The sequence below is a fragment of the Pseudomonas sp. CH61 genome (assembly GCF_059429415.1).
The window spans coordinates 1-17,807 of sequence record NZ_CM182098.1; the positions used below are offsets into that span (position 1 = coordinate 1).

The 17,807-nt window shown below is 57.1% G+C and carries 6 protein-coding genes, 2 tRNA genes, 3 rRNA genes and 1 pseudogene; 11 read left to right on the forward strand and 1 reads right to left on the reverse strand.

Annotated features, from left to right (window positions below; translation table 11 throughout):
- Positions 1–482: 482 nt before the first annotated feature.
- From AC5SEM_RS00005 to yfiB, 11 genes are all read left to right on the forward strand, one after another.
- Positions 483–2,019, forward strand: a 16S ribosomal RNA gene (locus AC5SEM_RS00005).
- A gap of 162 nt (positions 2,020–2,181) precedes the next feature.
- Positions 2,182–2,258: transfer RNA gene (locus tag AC5SEM_RS00010), tRNA-Ile, on the forward strand.
- Positions 2,259–2,288: 30 nt separating this feature from the next.
- A tRNA-Ala gene (locus tag AC5SEM_RS00015) sits at positions 2,289–2,364 on the forward strand.
- 246 nt (positions 2,365–2,610) lie between these two features.
- A 23S ribosomal RNA gene (locus AC5SEM_RS00020) occupies positions 2,611–5,504 on the forward strand.
- Positions 5,505–5,672: 168 nt separating this feature from the next.
- Positions 5,673–5,788, forward strand: a 5S ribosomal RNA gene (gene rrf / locus AC5SEM_RS00025).
- Together the 16S, 23S and 5S rRNA genes with 2 tRNA genes alongside form the textbook arrangement of a ribosomal RNA operon.
- A gap of 154 nt (positions 5,789–5,942) precedes the next feature.
- Positions 5,943–9,395, forward strand: a complete 3,453-nt coding sequence (gene recC / locus AC5SEM_RS00030; RefSeq protein WP_495471883.1) for an exodeoxyribonuclease V subunit gamma — start codon at positions 5,943–5,945, stop codon at positions 9,393–9,395.
- Complete coding sequence (recB, locus tag AC5SEM_RS00035; protein ID WP_495471884.1) at positions 9,392–13,081, forward strand: exodeoxyribonuclease V subunit beta; 3,690 nt, start codon at positions 9,392–9,394, stop codon at positions 13,079–13,081. The genes recC and recB overlap by 4 nt, the downstream gene beginning before the upstream one ends.
- On the forward strand, positions 13,078–15,186 hold the full coding sequence (gene recD / locus AC5SEM_RS00040; RefSeq protein ID WP_495471885.1) for an exodeoxyribonuclease V subunit alpha: 2,109 nt from the start codon (positions 13,078–13,080) through the stop codon (positions 15,184–15,186). The genes recB and recD overlap by 4 nt, the downstream gene beginning before the upstream one ends.
- Before the next feature lie 120 nt (positions 15,187–15,306).
- Positions 15,307–15,882 carry a regulatory sequestration protein YfiR gene (yfiR, locus tag AC5SEM_RS00045; protein WP_077570897.1) on the forward strand — a complete coding sequence of 192 codons (576 nt, stop codon included), beginning with the start codon at positions 15,307–15,309 and terminating at the stop codon, positions 15,880–15,882.
- Positions 15,879–17,147, forward strand: a complete 1,269-nt coding sequence (gene dgcN, locus AC5SEM_RS00050; protein WP_137218877.1) for a diguanylate cyclase DgcN/YfiN — start codon at positions 15,879–15,881, stop codon at positions 17,145–17,147. The genes yfiR and dgcN overlap by 4 nt, the downstream gene beginning before the upstream one ends.
- Positions 17,147–17,647 (forward strand): outer membrane lipoprotein YfiB, encoded by a 501-nt coding sequence (yfiB, locus tag AC5SEM_RS00055; RefSeq protein ID WP_495473430.1) that lies wholly within the window; start codon positions 17,147–17,149, stop codon positions 17,645–17,647. Before dgcN ends, yfiB begins: the two co-directional genes overlap by 1 nt.
- Here yfiB and AC5SEM_RS00060 read toward each other — a convergent pair.
- Positions 17,644–17,774 (reverse strand): annotated as a pseudogene (locus AC5SEM_RS00060) (LysR family transcriptional regulator); the annotation flags it as partial. The gene yfiB and the pseudogene AC5SEM_RS00060 overlap by 4 nt on opposite strands.
- Positions 17,775–17,807: the final 33 nt, after the last annotated feature.

Sequence of the window (17,807 nt, forward strand, 5' to 3'; positions counted from 1 at the left end):
GTTGACGGCAGATTTCAGATGTCTATAATTCGCCCCACTTCCGGCGCAGTCGAAACGGAAAACTCCTTGAGATTCAATGAGTTATGTAGGTTTCGGCAGTGGGTTGCTTCAGTTCATCGAAGCCGAAAAGAAGTTGAAAAAGAGGTGTTGACAGCAGCGTGTAACGCTGTAAAATTCGCCTCCCGCTGACGAGAGATCGGAAGCGCAAGTGGTTGAAGTTGTTGAAGAATTCTTCGAAAACTTCTGAAAATAATCACTTGACAGCAAATGAGGCTGCTGTAGAATGCGCGCCTCGGTTGAGGCGAAAGATCTTAACCAACCGCTCTTTAACAACTGAATCAAGCAATTCGTGTGGGTGCTTGTGGGGTCAGACTGATAGTCAACAAGATTATCAGCATCACAAGTTACTCCGCGAGAAATCAAAGATGTAACCAACGATTGCTGAGCCAAGTTTAGGGTTTCTTAAAAACCCAAAGATGTTTGAACTGAAGAGTTTGATCATGGCTCAGATTGAACGCTGGCGGCAGGCCTAACACATGCAAGTCGAGCGGATGACAGGAGCTTGCTCCTGAATTCAGCGGCGGACGGGTGAGTAATGCCTAGGAATCTGCCTGGTAGTGGGGGACAACGTTTCGAAAGGAACGCTAATACCGCATACGTCCTACGGGAGAAAGCAGGGGACCTTCGGGCCTTGCGCTATCAGATGAGCCTAGGTCGGATTAGCTAGTTGGTGAGGTAATGGCTCACCAAGGCGACGATCCGTAACTGGTCTGAGAGGATGATCAGTCACACTGGAACTGAGACACGGTCCAGACTCCTACGGGAGGCAGCAGTGGGGAATATTGGACAATGGGCGAAAGCCTGATCCAGCCATGCCGCGTGTGTGAAGAAGGTCTTCGGATTGTAAAGCACTTTAAGTTGGGAGGAAGGGTTGTAGATTAATACTCTGCAATTTTGACGTTACCGACAGAATAAGCACCGGCTAACTCTGTGCCAGCAGCCGCGGTAATACAGAGGGTGCAAGCGTTAATCGGAATTACTGGGCGTAAAGCGCGCGTAGGTGGTTCGTTAAGTTGGATGTGAAATCCCCGGGCTCAACCTGGGAACTGCATTCAAAACTGTCGAGCTAGAGTATGGTAGAGGGTGGTGGAATTTCCTGTGTAGCGGTGAAATGCGTAGATATAGGAAGGAACACCAGTGGCGAAGGCGACCACCTGGACTGATACTGACACTGAGGTGCGAAAGCGTGGGGAGCAAACAGGATTAGATACCCTGGTAGTCCACGCCGTAAACGATGTCAACTAGCCGTTGGGAGCCTTGAGCTCTTAGTGGCGCAGCTAACGCATTAAGTTGACCGCCTGGGGAGTACGGCCGCAAGGTTAAAACTCAAATGAATTGACGGGGGCCCGCACAAGCGGTGGAGCATGTGGTTTAATTCGAAGCAACGCGAAGAACCTTACCAGGCCTTGACATCCAATGAACTTTCCAGAGATGGATTGGTGCCTTCGGGAACATTGAGACAGGTGCTGCATGGCTGTCGTCAGCTCGTGTCGTGAGATGTTGGGTTAAGTCCCGTAACGAGCGCAACCCTTGTCCTTAGTTACCAGCACGTCATGGTGGGCACTCTAAGGAGACTGCCGGTGACAAACCGGAGGAAGGTGGGGATGACGTCAAGTCATCATGGCCCTTACGGCCTGGGCTACACACGTGCTACAATGGTCGGTACAAAGGGTTGCCAAGCCGCGAGGTGGAGCTAATCCCATAAAACCGATCGTAGTCCGGATCGCAGTCTGCAACTCGACTGCGTGAAGTCGGAATCGCTAGTAATCGTGAATCAGAATGTCACGGTGAATACGTTCCCGGGCCTTGTACACACCGCCCGTCACACCATGGGAGTGGGTTGCACCAGAAGTAGCTAGTCTAACCTTCGGGAGGACGGTTACCACGGTGTGATTCATGACTGGGGTGAAGTCGTAACAAGGTAGCCGTAGGGGAACCTGCGGCTGGATCACCTCCTTAATCGACGACATCAGCTGCTCCATAAGTTCCCACACGAATTGCTTGATTCATTGAAGAAGACGAAAGAAGCAGCCTGTATCGGTTTGTAGCTGAGTTGGTTAGAGCGTACCCCATGCTTTGTGGTTAAGAGCAGGGTGAGGTCGGCCTTAGTAGCTCGAAATTGGGTCTGTAGCTCAGTTGGTTAGAGCGCACCCCTGATAAGGGTGAGGTCGGCAGTTCGAATCTGCCCAGACCCACCAATTTTGTGTGGGAAACGCCTGTAGAAATACGGGGCCATAGCTCAGCTGGGAGAGCGCCTGCCTTGCACGCAGGAGGTCAGCGGTTCGATCCCGCTTGGCTCCACCACTACTGCTTCTCTTGTATAAAGCTTAGAAATGAGCATTCCATCGTTGTGATGGTGAATGTTGATTTCTAGTCTTTGACTAGTTCGTTCTTTAAAAATTTGGGTATGTGATAGAAAGATAGACTGAACGTTACTTTCACTGGTAACGGATCAGGCTAAGGTAAAATTTGTGAGTTCTCTTAATTGAGAAATTCGAATTTTCGGCGAATGTCGTCTTCACAGTATAACCAGATTGCTTGGGGTTATATGGTCAAGTGAAGAAGCGCATACGGTGGATGCCTTGGCAGTCAGAGGCGATGAAAGACGTGGTAGCCTGCGAAAAGCTTCGGGGAGTCGGCAAACAGACTTTGATCCGGAGATGTCTGAATGGGGGAACCCAGCCATCATAAGATGGTTATCTTGTACTGAATACATAGGTGCAAGAGGCGAACCAGGGGAACTGAAACATCTAAGTACCCTGAGGAAAAGAAATCAACCGAGATTCCCTTAGTAGTGGCGAGCGAACGGGGACTAGCCCTTAAGTGGCTTTGAGATTAGCGGAACGCTCTGGAAAGTGCGGCCATAGTGGGTGATAGCCCTGTACGCGAAAATCTCTTGGTCATGAAATCGAGTAGGACGGAGCACGAGAAACTTTGTCTGAATATGGGGGGACCATCCTCCAAGGCTAAATACTACTGACTGACCGATAGTGAACTAGTACCGTGAGGGAAAGGCGAAAAGAACCCCGGAGAGGGGAGTGAAATAGATCCTGAAACCGTATGCGTACAAGCAGTGGGAGCAGACTTTGTTCTGTGACTGCGTACCTTTTGTATAATGGGTCAGCGACTTATTTTCAGTGGCGAGCTTAACCGAATAGGGGAGGCGTAGCGAAAGCGAGTCTTAATAGGGCGTCTAGTCGCTGGGAATAGACCCGAAACCGGGCGATCTATCCATGGGCAGGTTGAAGGTTGGGTAACACTAACTGGAGGACCGAACCGACTACCGTTGAAAAGTTAGCGGATGACCTGTGGATCGGAGTGAAAGGCTAATCAAGCTCGGAGATAGCTGGTTCTCCTCGAAAGCTATTTAGGTAGCGCCTCATGTATCACTGTAGGGGGTAGAGCACTGTTTCGGCTAGGGGGTCATCCCGACTTACCAAACCGATGCAAACTCCGAATACCTACAAGTGCCGAGCATGGGAGACACACGGCGGGTGCTAACGTCCGTCGTGAAAAGGGAAACAACCCAGACCGTCAGCTAAGGTCCCAAAGTTATGGTTAAGTGGGAAACGATGTGGGAAGGCTTAGACAGCTAGGAGGTTGGCTTAGAAGCAGCCACCCTTTAAAGAAAGCGTAATAGCTCACTAGTCGAGTCGGCCTGCGCGGAAGATGTAACGGGGCTCAAACCATACACCGAAGCTACGGGTATCATCTTCGGATGATGCGGTAGAGGAGCGTTCTGTAAGCCTGTGAAGGTGAGTTGAGAAGCTTGCTGGAGGTATCAGAAGTGCGAATGCTGACATGAGTAACGACAATGGGTGTGAAAAACACCCACGCCGAAAGACCAAGGTTTCCTGCGCAACGTTAATCGACGCAGGGTTAGTCGGTCCCTAAGGCGAGGCTGAAAAGCGTAGTCGATGGAAAACAGGTTAATATTCCTGTACTTCTGGTTATTGCGATGGAGGGACGGAGAAGGCTAGGCCAGCTTGGCGTTGGTTGTCCAAGTTTAAGGTGGTAGGCTGAGATCTTAGGTAAATCCGGGATCTTAAGGCCGAGAGCTGATGACGAGTGTTCTTTTAGAACACGAAGTGGTTGATGCCATGCTTCCAAGAAAAGCTTCTAAGCTTCAGGTAACCAGGAACCGTACCCCAAACCGACACAGGTGGTTGGGTAGAGAATACCAAGGCGCTTGAGAGAACTCGGGTGAAGGAACTAGGCAAAATGGCACCGTAACTTCGGGAGAAGGTGCGCCGGTGAGGGTGAAGGACTTGCTCCGTAAGCTCATGCCGGTCGAAGATACCAGGCCGCTGCGACTGTTTATTAAAAACACAGCACTCTGCAAACACGAAAGTGGACGTATAGGGTGTGACGCCTGCCCGGTGCCGGAAGGTTAATTGATGGGGTTAGCTAACGCGAAGCTCTTGATCGAAGCCCCGGTAAACGGCGGCCGTAACTATAACGGTCCTAAGGTAGCGAAATTCCTTGTCGGGTAAGTTCCGACCTGCACGAATGGCGTAACGATGGCGGCGCTGTCTCCACCCGAGACTCAGTGAAATTGAAATCGCTGTGAAGATGCAGTGTATCCGCGGCTAGACGGAAAGACCCCGTGAACCTTTACTATAGCTTTGCACTGGACTTTGAATTTGCTTGTGTAGGATAGGTGGGAGGCTTTGAAGCGTGGACGCCAGTTCGCGTGGAGCCATCCTTGAAATACCACCCTGGCAACTTTGAGGTTCTAACTCAGGTCCGTTATCCGGATCGAGGACAGTGTATGGTGGGTAGTTTGACTGGGGCGGTCTCCTCCTAAAGAGTAACGGAGGAGTACGAAGGTGCGCTCAGACCGGTCGGAAATCGGTCGTAGAGTATAAAGGCAAAAGCGCGCTTGACTGCGAGACAGACACGTCGAGCAGGTACGAAAGTAGGTCTTAGTGATCCGGTGGTTCTGTATGGAAGGGCCATCGCTCAACGGATAAAAGGTACTCCGGGGATAACAGGCTGATACCGCCCAAGAGTTCATATCGACGGCGGTGTTTGGCACCTCGATGTCGGCTCATCACATCCTGGGGCTGAAGCCGGTCCCAAGGGTATGGCTGTTCGCCATTTAAAGTGGTACGCGAGCTGGGTTTAGAACGTCGTGAGACAGTTCGGTCCCTATCTGCCGTGGACGTTTGAGATTTGAGAGGGGCTGCTCCTAGTACGAGAGGACCGGAGTGGACGAACCTCTGGTGTTCCGGTTGTCACGCCAGTGGCATTGCCGGGTAGCTATGTTCGGGAAAGATAACCGCTGAAAGCATCTAAGCGGGAAACTTGCCTCAAGATGAGATCTCACTGGAACCTTGAGTTCCCTGAAGGGCCGTCGAAGACTACGACGTTGATAGGTTGGGTGTGTAAGCGCTGTGAGGCGTTGAGCTAACCAATACTAATTGCCCGTGAGGCTTGACCATATAACACCCAAGCAATTTGCATGCTCCGAGCTGAAAAGCGAGAGAGACCAGATTGCGGTGTGTGAAGACGAAACGAACCGAAAGTTCGATGTTCACAAACACCGAAAGCTGTCACATACCCAATTTGCTGAAGCGAGGCCAACTGGCAACGACTCAGTACCCGAATTTCTTGACGACCATAGAGCGTTGGAACCACCTGATCCCATCCCGAACTCAGCAGTGAAACGATGCATCGCCGATGGTAGTGTGGGGTTTCCCCATGTGAGAGTAGGTCATCGTCAAGATTAAATTCCGAAACCCCAATTGCGAAAGCAGTTGGGGTTTTGTTTTGCCCGCAGGAAAGTTCTTACAGCATTCACAGGCGCCGTCCGGCTGTCACAACCTGTCGACAATGCTAAGGTTCTGCCCTGGCTTTTGTACTTTTCCAAGGAAACCCTTATGCCGGACGCCCAGTCCCTCAACGCTGCATTCATGGTGGTCCAGAGCAATAGCCTGGACGAACTGCGCAGCCTTGTGATCAGCATAATGCGACGTTATCCACTGGCTCCCCTGGAAAACGAAATAGCGCTGGTACAGAGCAATGGTATCGCCCAATGGCTCAAACTGGCCTTGGCTGAAGACCCTGAGGAAGATGATCTCGGCGGTTGCGGTATCGCGGCGGCGATTGATGTGCAACTGCCGGGTAGTTTCATGTGGCAGCTGTACCGCATGGTACTGGGCCGAGATGAAATTCCTCCCAAATCCCTGCTCGATAAAGCCCCGCTGACCTGGCGCCTCATGCGCCTGCTCCCGCAGGTTATTGATCGCCCGCATTTCGAGCCGTTGCAACGTTTCCTTACCCATGACACCGACCTGCGCAAGCGCTATCAATTGTCCGAACGTTTGGCGGATCTGTTCGACCAGTATCAGGTTTATCGGGCCGACTGGCTGGAGGACTGGGCCGAAGGTCGGCATCAGTTGCGTAGCGTCAGGGGAGAAGCAAAACCACTGCCCCCGACCAGTTGCTGGCAGGCAGAGTTGTGGCGTGCGCTGCTGGATGACGTGGGGGAACAGGGTATGGCACAGAGTCGTGCCGGCGTTCACCAACGGTTCATCGAACGCATCAACAATCTTGCCGAAGCTCCCGCGGGACTGCCTTCGCGGGTAATCGTTTTCGGGATTTCTTCGCTGCCAGCCCAGGTGCTTGAAGCACTGGCTGGCCTTGCGCGTTTCAGTCAGGTCCTGCTGTGTGTTCACAACCCGTGCCGACACCACTGGGCCGATATTGTCGCCGACAAGGATCTGCTGCGGCATCAATACAAGCGGCAATCGCGCAAGACTGGAATGCCCACAGTGCTAGACCCTGATGCACTGCATCAACACGCCCATCCGCTATTGGCGGCATGGGGTAAACAAGGCCGGGACTACATCAACCTGCTCGACAGCTATGACGATCCCAATAGCTATCGGGCGGCTTTTCGCGATGGTCGCATAGACCTGTTCAGCGACACTCAGCCACATAACCTGCTCAATCAATTACAGGACGACATCCTGGAGTTGCGCCCACTCAATGAAACCCGCGAACATTGGCCCGCTGTTGATCTGGTACATGACGAGTCGATCCGTTTTCACATTGCCCACAGCGCTCAGCGTGAAGTCGAAATACTGCACGACCAACTCCTGTCGCGCTTCAGCGCCAACCCGGATCTGCGTCCTCGCGATGTGATCGTGATGGTGCCTGACATTGATAGCTACGCACCGCATATCCGCGCGGTGTTTGGTCAGCTCGATCGCCACGATGCGCGGTTCATCCCTTTCACATTGGCCGATCAGGGGCAGCGTGGTCGGGATCCATTGCTGATCGCGGTCGAACACCTGCTCAAGCTGCCCGACAGTCGTTTTCCGGTCAGTGAAATCCTCGACCTGCTCGACGTGCCTGCACTTCGCGCGCGCTTTGGTGTTGAGGAGCGCGACTTGCCAACACTGCACCAATGGATAGAAGGCGCGGGCGTGCGTTGGGGCATGAGTGCCGAGCAACGCGCTGGCCTGGGTTTACCCGACGAGCTCGAACAAAACAGCTGGCATTTCGGTCTGCGCCGCATGCTTCTGGGCTACGCCGTAGGCAGCGCCAATGCGTGTGAAGGGATTGAACCTTATGATGAAATTGGTGGACTCGACGCTGCACTGATCGGGCCGTTGGTGGCCCTGCTCGATGCCTTGGAACTTGCCCATCAGCAGTTGACCCAACCCGCTCAGCCCAAGGAATGGGGATATCGATTGCAAGCGCTGATGCAACTGTTCTTCAAAGCCAGCAACGAGCATGACGACTACTTGTTGACCCAGTTGGAGGAGCTTCGCGAAACCTGGCTGGAAACGTGTGAGGCCGTCGGTCTGACGGATGAGCTACCACTGACCGTGGTTCGTGAAGCCTGGCTCGCGGGGCTGGACCAAGGGCGTTTGTCTCAGCGCTTTCTGGCCGGTGCCGTGAACTTTTGTACGCTGATGCCCATGCGCGCCATTCCATTCAAACTGGTCTGCCTGCTGGGGATGAACGACGGCGATTACCCCCGCGCACAGCCGCCGCTGGACTTTGATCTCATGGGCAGCGATTACCGTCCTGGAGATCGCTCGCGGCGAGAAGACGACCGTTACCTTTTGCTTGAGGCGCTGTTGTCTGCACGTAACCAGCTCTATATCAGTTGGGTCGGCCGCAGCATCCGCGATAACAGTGAGCGACCGGCCTCCGTGTTGATCGGCCAGTTGCGCGATCACCTCGCCAGCGGTTGGCGATTGCTCGATGAAAACCGCGATCTGCTTAGTGCCATGACGCAAGAGCACCCGCTGCAGCCGTTCAGTGCGCGCTATTTTCATGAAGGCGATCAACTCTTCAGCTATGCCAGCGAATGGCAGGTTCTGCATCAACAGCACGAATCTCAAAACGAAGCACAGTTACTCAGTCCTTATGTGCAAGAGGAACCGTTGAGCCTCGCGTTGTTGCAGGACTTTTTGCGCAACCCGGTTCGGCATTTTTTCACCCAACGCCTCAAAGTGTATTTCGAGGCCGCCGAAGCACCGCTGGCCGATGAGGAACCCTTCGTACTGGACGCATTGCAGCGCTACACACTCAGCGACAGCCTGCTCGAAGCCGCACTCAGGCAGCCGGACAATGTCGATCAGGCGCTCACTGCCCAGGCCCGACGTCTGCAGAACAGCGGTCTGCTACCAATGGCCGGGTTCGGCGAGTGCCTGCAACGTGAACTGATCGAACCTTTGCCGGATTTGCTACAGCGTTATCAACAACTGCTGACGCTCTGGCCGACCCCTTTGAGCAGCGCGATGCCGGTCAACCTTGAACTGCAGGGTTTGCGTCTGGAAGGATGGCTTGCGGGTTTGCATCAGCGTGCCGATGGGGGGCTGTTGTCGGTCACCACTATTCCCAACAGCATTGGCTCGATCAAAAGCCGCAAATGGCATCGCCTGACCAAACCGTGGGTCAATCATCTGGTGGCCTGCGCCAGCGGGCTTTCCTTGAGCACTGCATTGGTAGCCAGCGACGATACGTTGTTGCTTGAACCCATGGCGCCAGAACGAGCGATACGTTTCCTTGGCGATCTGCTTCTCGCCTGGCAGGCAGGCATGCGACAGCCACTGCCGATCGCAGTAAAAACCGCTTTTGCGTGGCTTTCCCAGACTGACCCGCTGAAGGCCGAAGCGGCAGCGCGTAAAGCCTATGAAGGTGACGGGCAGACCAGCGAAGGTGAGCGTCGCGAGAGCCCCGCGTTGTCCCGGCAATACGCCGACTTCGATGCATTGCTTGAGGACGAAACATTCTCCGGCTGGTGCGACGCATTGTATCGCCCCCTGCTTGAAGCACCGTGGCGTTCACTGTCCACTGAAGGGGCTCGCGCATGAGTACCAAGACACCCCTTGCCCTGGCCTTCCCGTTACAGGGCAGCCAGTTGATCGAAGCCAGTGCCGGTACCGGTAAAACCTTCACGATTTCTGCGCTCTACCTGCGGCTTATCCTGGGGCACGGTGACGAGTCGAGCGGGTTCGGCCGCGAATTGTTGCCGCCGCAGATTCTCGTGGTGACCTTCACCGATGCCGCGACCAAGGAACTGCGTGAGCGCATACGCACGCGCCTGGCTGAGGCCGCTCGATTCTTTCGCGACGAAACGCCCGCGCCCGACGCGCTGATCGCCGAATTACGTGATCAGTTCGACGCTCAACAGTGGCCCGGTTGTGCCAACCGCCTCGATGTCGCTGCGCAATGGATGGACGAGGCCGCCGTTTCGACCATCCACAGTTGGTGTCAGCGCATGCTGCGTGAGCACGCGTTCGACAGCGGCAGCTTGTTCACTCAATCCCTGGAAACCGATCACAGCGACTTGCTCGGCGAAGTGTTGCGCGATTACTGGCGGCTGTTCTGTTACCCGATGCAGGGCGATGCCTTGAATTGGGTGCGTAGCAACTGGGGCGGGCCGGCGGCCTTGTTGCCTCGCGTGCGTGGCCTGTTCGCCAGTGAGCGTGACAGCGACGAAGGAAAGGCTCCCGCAGAGCTGATCGATGAATGCCTGCAAGAACGCCGTGCAGCGCTGATCGAGCTGAAAATGCCATGGCGTCAGTGGGCAGACGAATTGCTCGCCATCTGCCATCAAGGTGTTGCGAGCAAGTCCGTCGACGGGCGCAAAATGCAGGCGCGTTACTTCGAGCCCTGGTTTGAAAAGCTCAAGGCATGGGCCGAAGACGAGTCCCTGGAGCAACTGGATATCGGCACCGGTTTCACCCGACTGACCCCCGACGGCATGGCCGAGGCGTGGAAAGTTCAGGCCCCGAGCCACCCAGGCCTGGACGCCATGCCAAAACTCAAGTCGAGCCTCGATGCATTGCCGACCCCCGACGCCGCTGTGCTGCAACATGCCGCCAAATGGGTAGGTGCACGCTTTGAAGAAGAGAAGCGGCGTCGCGCCGAGATGGGCTTCGATGACATGCTGTTACGCCTGGATGCGGCTTTGCAGTCCGACGGGGGCGAGCGTCTTGCGACGTTGATTCGCGAACAGTTCCCGGTCGCGCTGATCGACGAGTTCCAGGACACCGACCCGGTGCAGTACCGAATCTTTGAAAGCATCTATCGCATTGAGGAGAACAGTCCTGACACCGGGCTGTTTCTGATCGGTGATCCGAAGCAGGCGATCTACGCTTTTCGCGGTGCGGACATCTACACCTACCTGCGCGCACGTCAGGCCACTACTGGCCGGCTGCATACCCTGGGCACCAACTTTCGCTCCAGCCACGGCATGGTCAACGCGGTCAATCATGTATTCGCACGCGCCGAGTCCCGAGAGCAGGGACGCGGTGCGTTTTTGTTCCGCGAGAAAAGCGGCGACAACCCGGTGCCGTTCCTTCCCGTGCAATCTCAAGGCCGCAAGGAGCGCCTGCAGGTTGCCGGGCAAGATGTCGCGGCGTTGAATGTCTGGCACTTGTCCAGCGACCAGCCACTGTCCGGCGTGGTCTATCGCCAGCAATTGGCAGCCGCGTGCGCCAGCGAAATTACCGCGCTGCTCAATGGCGGGCAAAGCGCTGACGCGGGGTTCGTGCAGGATGGCAAAGACTTCAGAGGTCTGAAGCCGTCCGACATTGCGATTCTCGTGCGCGACGGCAAAGAAGCCCAGGCCGTACGCAGTGAACTCGCCGCCCGCGGCGTGCGCAGTGTTTATCTGTCGGACAAGGATTCGGTGTTCGCGGCGCAAGAGGCTCACGACCTGTTGTCCTGGCTCAAGGCCTGTGCCGAACCGGATGTCGAACGTTCCCTGAAAGCCGCACTGGCCTGTATCACCCTGAACCTGCCATTGGCAGAGCTGGAACGTCTGAACCAGGACGAGCTGGTATGGGAAACCCGGGTCATGCAGTTCCGTGGCTATCGCGAGTTATGGCGCAAGCAAGGCGTGCTGCCGATGTTGCGCCGCCTGCTGCATGACTTCCACTTGCCACAAACCCTGATGCAACGCAGTGATGGCGAGCGCGTACTGACCAACCTTTTGCATCTGTCGGAATTGATGCAGCAAGCGGCTGCGGAGCTGGACGGTGAACAAGCGCTGATTCGTCATCTGGCTGAGCTGCTGGCTGTGTCCGGTCAGGCTGGCGAAGAGCAGATTCTGCGTCTGGAAAGTGACGAGCAACTGGTCAAAGTCGTGACCATCCACAAGTCCAAAGGCCTGGAATATCCCTTGGTGTTCCTGCCGTTCATCTGTTCGGCGAAACCCGTGGATGGCAGTCGCTTGCCGTTGCATTACCACGACGGCGCGGGGAAGGCTCAGATAAGTCTCAAGCCAACCGCCGAACTGATTGCGCAAGCGGACGACGAACGCCTGGCTGAAGACCTGCGCCTGCTCTACGTTGCCCTGACGCGGGCGCAGCACGCCTGCTGGTTGGGTGTGACGGATCTCAAACGCGGCAATAACAACAGCTCGGTGCTGCACCTTTCGGCGCTGGGTTATCTGCTCGGTGGCGGCGCATCGCTGGGCGAGTCCAGTGAACTGAAACGCTGGCTGCAAGACCTGCAACAAGACTGCCCGGCCATTCACATCGATGAAATGCCACAACCCACCGATGAGCATTACCAGCCGCCACGCAATGACGCCGTGCTGAGTGCGACGCTAGTGCCCAAGCGCAAGGCCAGCGAAAACTGGTGGATCGCCTCCTACAGTGCATTGCGCATCAGCGACGTGTTGAGTGTCGGCAGCGATGAAGCACCGGACAGTCCACAAGCGCAAAAACTATTCGATGATGAGCGCCTCGATCCCGATGCTCCGCGGGAAATAATTGCCGGTGGCGCCGATATCCATCGCTTTCCTCGTGGCCCCAATCCAGGAACGTTTCTTCACGGTTTGCTGGAATGGGCCGGTGATGACGGCTTTGCCGTTACCCGCGAGGCGCTGGAAGATGCGATTGCCCGTCGCTGTAACTTGCGTGGCTGGGAAGGCTGGATCACCACTCTGAGTGATTGGCTGCAGCATCTGCTCAAGTCGCCTCTGCCAGTTGCAGGCGGGCAGCCGCCTGTTGTTCTGGAACAGCTGAAACAGTACCGGGTCGAGATGGAGTTCTGGTTCGCCAGCCATAAAGTCGATGTCCTCAAACTCGACGAACTGGTGCGTCAGCACACTCACAGGGGCGTGGCCCGTGTGGCGGCAGAACCGGTGCAACTCAACGGCATGTTCAAAGGCTTTATCGACCTGACCTTTGAACACGATGGCCGATATTACGTGGCCGACTACAAGTCCAACTGGCTTGGCGTGGATGATCTGGCCTATACCGAGCAGGCCATGGAACAGTCGATCCTCGACAACCGTTATGACCTGCAATACGTGTTGTACCTGCTGGCGTTGCACCGCCAGCTCAAGGCCCGGCTGCCTGATTATGAATACGACCGGCATGTCGGCGGGGCGTTGTATCTGTTTCTGCGCGGCACCCGTGCTGACAGTCGCGGTGTCTATTTTGTACGTCCGCCGCGTGAGCTTATCGAGCGCCTCGACCGGATGTTCCAAGGCAAACCCGAACCCAAGACCGAACCCGCCTGGGAACAGGGAGTCCTGCTATGAGCCGCACCTTTGCCGATCTGCTCCCTACGCCGCTGGCTGCTGACAGTCTGTCGAAGTTATCGCCCCTTACCAGCGCCGATGACCTGTTGATCTTGTTGACCCGGTGGGTCGAGCGCGGCTGGCTGCGTGCGCTGGACAAAGCATTCGTCGCGTTCCTTCACGAACTTGATCGCGATACGGATCCGCTGGTGTTACTCGCTGCTGCCCTGACCAGTCATCAACTTGGCCACGGTCATGTCTGTCTCGATCTTTATGAAACCCTGAAAGCGCCCGACTTCGCGCTGTCGCTACCCCCCGAAGGAGACGTGCAAGGTGGTGTCTTGTTGCTGCCTTCGCAATTGCTCGAGGCGCTCGATGGTGCTCACTGGTGCAAGGTGCTGGCGGGCAGCTCTCTGGTCGCATTGTCGGCGGATACCAGCGATTCAGCACAACAACGTCCGTTGGTAATCTCGGGAAAACGCCTGTATCTACGACGCTACTGGACGTACGAACGGCGCATCGATACGGCGTTGCGCCAGCGTCTGCAGCAAGTCGAGCCGACGCCGGACGATCTGCCGCAGCGCCTGAACGAGCTGTTCGGATCAGCGAAAACGGGTGAGGTGATCGACTGGCAGAAACTCGCCTGCGCCCTCGCCACTCGTGGCGCTTTCAGCATTGTCACCGGCGGACCGGGCACCGGCAAAACCACCACCGTGGTGCGTTTGCTGGCCCTGCTGCAAGCGCCTGCGGTCACCACCGGTCATCCGCTGCGGATTCGTCTGGCGGCCCCGACAGGCAAGGCGGCAGCGCGGCTGACCGAGTCCATCAGCCAGCAAGTGCAGTCGCTGGAAGTCAGCGAAGCGGTGCGGGCGAAAATCCCTTGCGACGTCACCACCGTGCATCGCTTGCTGGGCAGCCGTCCCGGCACCCGCCACTTCCGTCACCATGCCGGCAACCGCCTGCCACTGGATGTGCTGGTGGTCGACGAGGCCTCGATGATCGACCTGGAAATGATGGCCAACCTGCTGGATGCCTTGCCCACGCATGCTCGACTGGTTTTACTCGGCGACAAGGATCAATTGGCCTCTGTGGAGGCCGGCGCGGTGCTGGGAGATTTGTGCCGAGACGCCGAGAGTGGCTGGTACAACCCGCAGACCCGACAGTGGCTGGAGTCGGTCAGCGGTGAGTCGCTGCAGGACAGTGGCTTGCATGAAGACGTCGATGGCACCCACCCACTGGCCCAGCAAGTGGTGATGCTGCGCCACTCCCGGCGCTTCGGCGAGGGCAGTGGGATTGGTCAGCTCGCGCGTCGGGTCAACCAACAGTTGCCGGATGAAGCGCGGCAGTTGCTCACTGCCGGGCACTATGACGATGTTTATTCGCTGCCGCTCAAGGGCGAACACGATCACAAGCTCGAGCGCCTGTTGCTGGAGGGGCATGGCGACGGCCCACAAGGCTATCGCCATTATCTGAGCGTGCTGCGTGATCAGCGTCCACCCTCGGGCCGGCCACTCGAACATCCGGACTGGGTCATTTGGGCCCGCGAAGTCTTGCAGGCGTTCGACACCTTCCAGTTGCTGTGCGCCGTGCGCAAAGGGCCGTGGGGCGTCGAAGGTCTGAATCAACGGATCACCGCCGCGCTGCTCAAAGCACGTCTGATTGAAAATGATCAGCAATGGTACGAAGGCCGCCCGGTATTGATGACTCGCAACGACTACGGTCTGGGTTTGATGAACGGCGATATCGGCATCGCCCTCAAGCTGCCCGAGCGTGAAGGCCCAGACGCAGGTAAACCGGTGTTACGCGTGGCTTTCCCGCGCAACGACGGCCAGGGCGGCGTTCGCTTCGTATTGCCGAGCCGCCTCAACGATGTTGAAACCGTCTACGCCATGACGGTGCACAAGTCCCAAGGCTCGGAATTTGCCCACACGGCGCTGATTCTGCCCGACGCCTTGAATCCGGTGCTGACCAAAGAATTGATCTACACCGGCATCACCCGCGCCAAGCATTGGTTCACCCTGATCGAATCCCGCCCCGGGGTGTTCGAGGAGGCGGTGCAGCGCAGGGTCAAACGCCTGAGCGGGCTGATGCTGGAACTGGAGGAGGGAGCCGCGCCTCAGGGGTGAAAAATCCCGACGATTGGCGGCGATTACTGACCAACCGGTCAGAGGTCGCTGTCTCGCTGGCGTTTTACTGCTGTGCTATCGTTGCGGCATCATTCCGCTACGATCCAAGAGAATCCCTGCATGAAGGTGTCTGTCTGGGCGACAGGGCGCGTAGTTGTCTGCAAGCACGCGTTGCTTGTTGCTCTGCTCTGGTTGTTGACGGGTGCAGCTGTCGCGCAGCCGCAAGCGCCGACGGGCATGGCCGAACAACGGGCCAAATCTGTCACGCAGGTAGTTCTTGGCATTCTCAGCTACGCGCGCTGGCCGGTGGAACCGGCGCAATTGCGCCTGTGCATCGTCGGTCCCACCGAATACACCGACGATCTGGTCAAAGGCACCACGCAAGCCACCGGCCGCCCGGTCACCGTACGTCGCCTGCTGGCCGATAACCCGGCCATCGTCAGCGAATGCGATGCGGTGTACATCGGCAAACTCACCGCGGATGAACGCACTCGCTTGTTCGCTTCGCTGATCGGTCATCCGGTGCTGAGCATCAGCGAAGGTGGTGATCAATGCACGGTCGGCAGCCTGTTCTGTCTGCGCGTTGGCGATGAGCAAGTGTCCTTCGAGGTCAATCTCGACTCCGTTGCCCGCAGCGGCGTGCGCATTCACCCAAGCGTGCTGCAATTGTCGCGTCGCAAACCGGCGGCGCCATGAACCTGTTCAGATCGAATAGCCGCCCAACGTTGGGCTCGGTCATTGGCCGAGGGCATTTGACGGTCGCGCTGGTGGGCGTGGCGATGGCCAGTGTTTCGCTGACGTTGCTCGGCGTACTGGCATTACGGGTTTACGCCGATCACAACCTGCACTTGATCGCCCGATCGATCAGCTACACCGTGGAAGCCGCAGTGGTGTTCAACGACAAGACCGCCGCCAACGAATCGCTGGCGCTGATTGCTTCCTCCGAAGAGGTCGCTGACGCCCAGGTGCTGGACAGTCAGGGACAGCTGCTCGCGCATTGGCAGCGCCCGGAAAACGGTTTGTTCTCTGAGCTGGAAATGCAGATCACCCGCGCCATCCTGGAAAAGCCTGTCAGCCTGCCGATCGAGCATCAGGACCGTGAAATCGGTCGTGTACTGCTCACCGGCCATGGTGGCAGCCTGATGCGCTTTCTGCTCAGCGGTCTGGCGGGGATCATCCTCTGTACCGCGATCAGCGCCTGGGTTGCGCTTCATCTGGCGCGCCGCCAGTTACGCGCGATCACCGGTCCTCTGCGCAGTCTGGCCAATGTGGCCCACGCCGCGCGCAGCGAACGAGCGCTGGATCGCCGCGTGCCGCCGGCGCAGATCGCCGAACTCGACAACCTCGGCAATGACTTCAATGCCTTGCTCGACGAACTGGAGTCGTGGCAAACCCATCTGCAAAACGAAAACGAAACCCTCGCTCACCAGGCCAGTCACGACAGCCTTACCGGTCTGCCGAATCGTGCTTTTTTCGAAGGGCGCTTGATCCGCGCGTTGCGCAATGCCAGCAAGCACGATGAGCGTGTTGCCGTGTTGTTTCTCGACAGTGACCGCTTCAAAGGTATCAACGACAACTTCGGCCACGCGGCGGGTGATGCGGTGCTGGTGGCGGTGGCCAATCGCGTTCGTGCGCAGTTGCGCGAAGAGGATCTGGTGGCGCGGCTGGGCGGTGACGAGTTCGCGGTTCTGCTCACGCCGCTGCACAAGGTCGAAGATGCCGAGCGCATTGCCGACAAGATCCTCGCCAGCATGGACATGCCCATCGCGCTGCCGGGCGACACCAGTGTGGTGACCTCGCTCAGTATCGGCATTGCGGTTTTCCCCGATCATGGCGCCACGCCGGGAGCCTTGCTCGATGCCGCCGATGCGGCGATGTATCAAGCCAAGCGCCTGTCGCGCGGCGCCCAATTCACGGCCGGGGCGGAGCACCCGGTCGATTCCGTTCAAACCAGGAGCTGATTCTCGTGTTCACACTGTCCATTCGATCTTTTTACGCTGTGTTGTTGATGGCCGTACTGGCCCTGAGCGGTTGTCAGACCGCGCCGCAAAAAGGCCTGACCCCGGCGCAAGTCGCGGTCCTCAAACAACAGGGTTTTGAGTTGACCGACGAGGGCTGGGAGTTTGGCTTGTCCGGCAAAGTGCTGTTTGGCAGCGACGTCGAAAGCCTGAACCCGCAAAGCACCGAGATCGTCGAACGCATCGGCAAGGCATTGCTGGGTGTCGGTATCGAACGCGTGCGGGTCGATGGCCACACCGACGCATCGGGCAAGGAAACCTACAATCAGCAACTATCGCTGCGCCGTGCGAAAAGTGTCGCCAACGTGCTGGGCACGGTCGGCATGAAGCAAGAGAACATCCAGTTGCAGGGGCTGGGCAGCAAAGAGCCGGTGGCGTCCAACGATACGGCGGCCGGTCGCACGGAAAACCGCCGGGTGTCGATTGTGGTCAGCGCCGACTAATCGGCGAACTGCATCTCGCGGGTCTGTCCCATCAGCAACGCCTGATTACGCTCGGTCACCTCACGGATGTAATCCAAAAACCGGGTGATCCGCTGAGCTGATCCTCCCGGCAGTACATCCAGAACTTCAAGGAACTCAGGTTGACCCGGTGATTACGGGG

Coding starts and splice junctions, on each gene's coding strand:
- recC (WP_495471883.1), top strand. CDS start 5,943: ATGCCGGACGCCCAGTCCCTCAACGCTGCATTCATGGTGGTCCAGAGC.
- dgcN (WP_137218877.1), top strand. CDS start 15,879: ATGAACCTGTTCAGATCGAATAGCCGCCCAACGTTGGGCTCGGTCATT.
- yfiR (WP_077570897.1), top strand. CDS start 15,307: ATGAAGGTGTCTGTCTGGGCGACAGGGCGCGTAGTTGTCTGCAAGCAC.
- recD (WP_495471885.1), top strand. CDS start 13,078: ATGAGCCGCACCTTTGCCGATCTGCTCCCTACGCCGCTGGCTGCTGAC.
- recB (WP_495471884.1), top strand. CDS start 9,392: ATGAGTACCAAGACACCCCTTGCCCTGGCCTTCCCGTTACAGGGCAGC.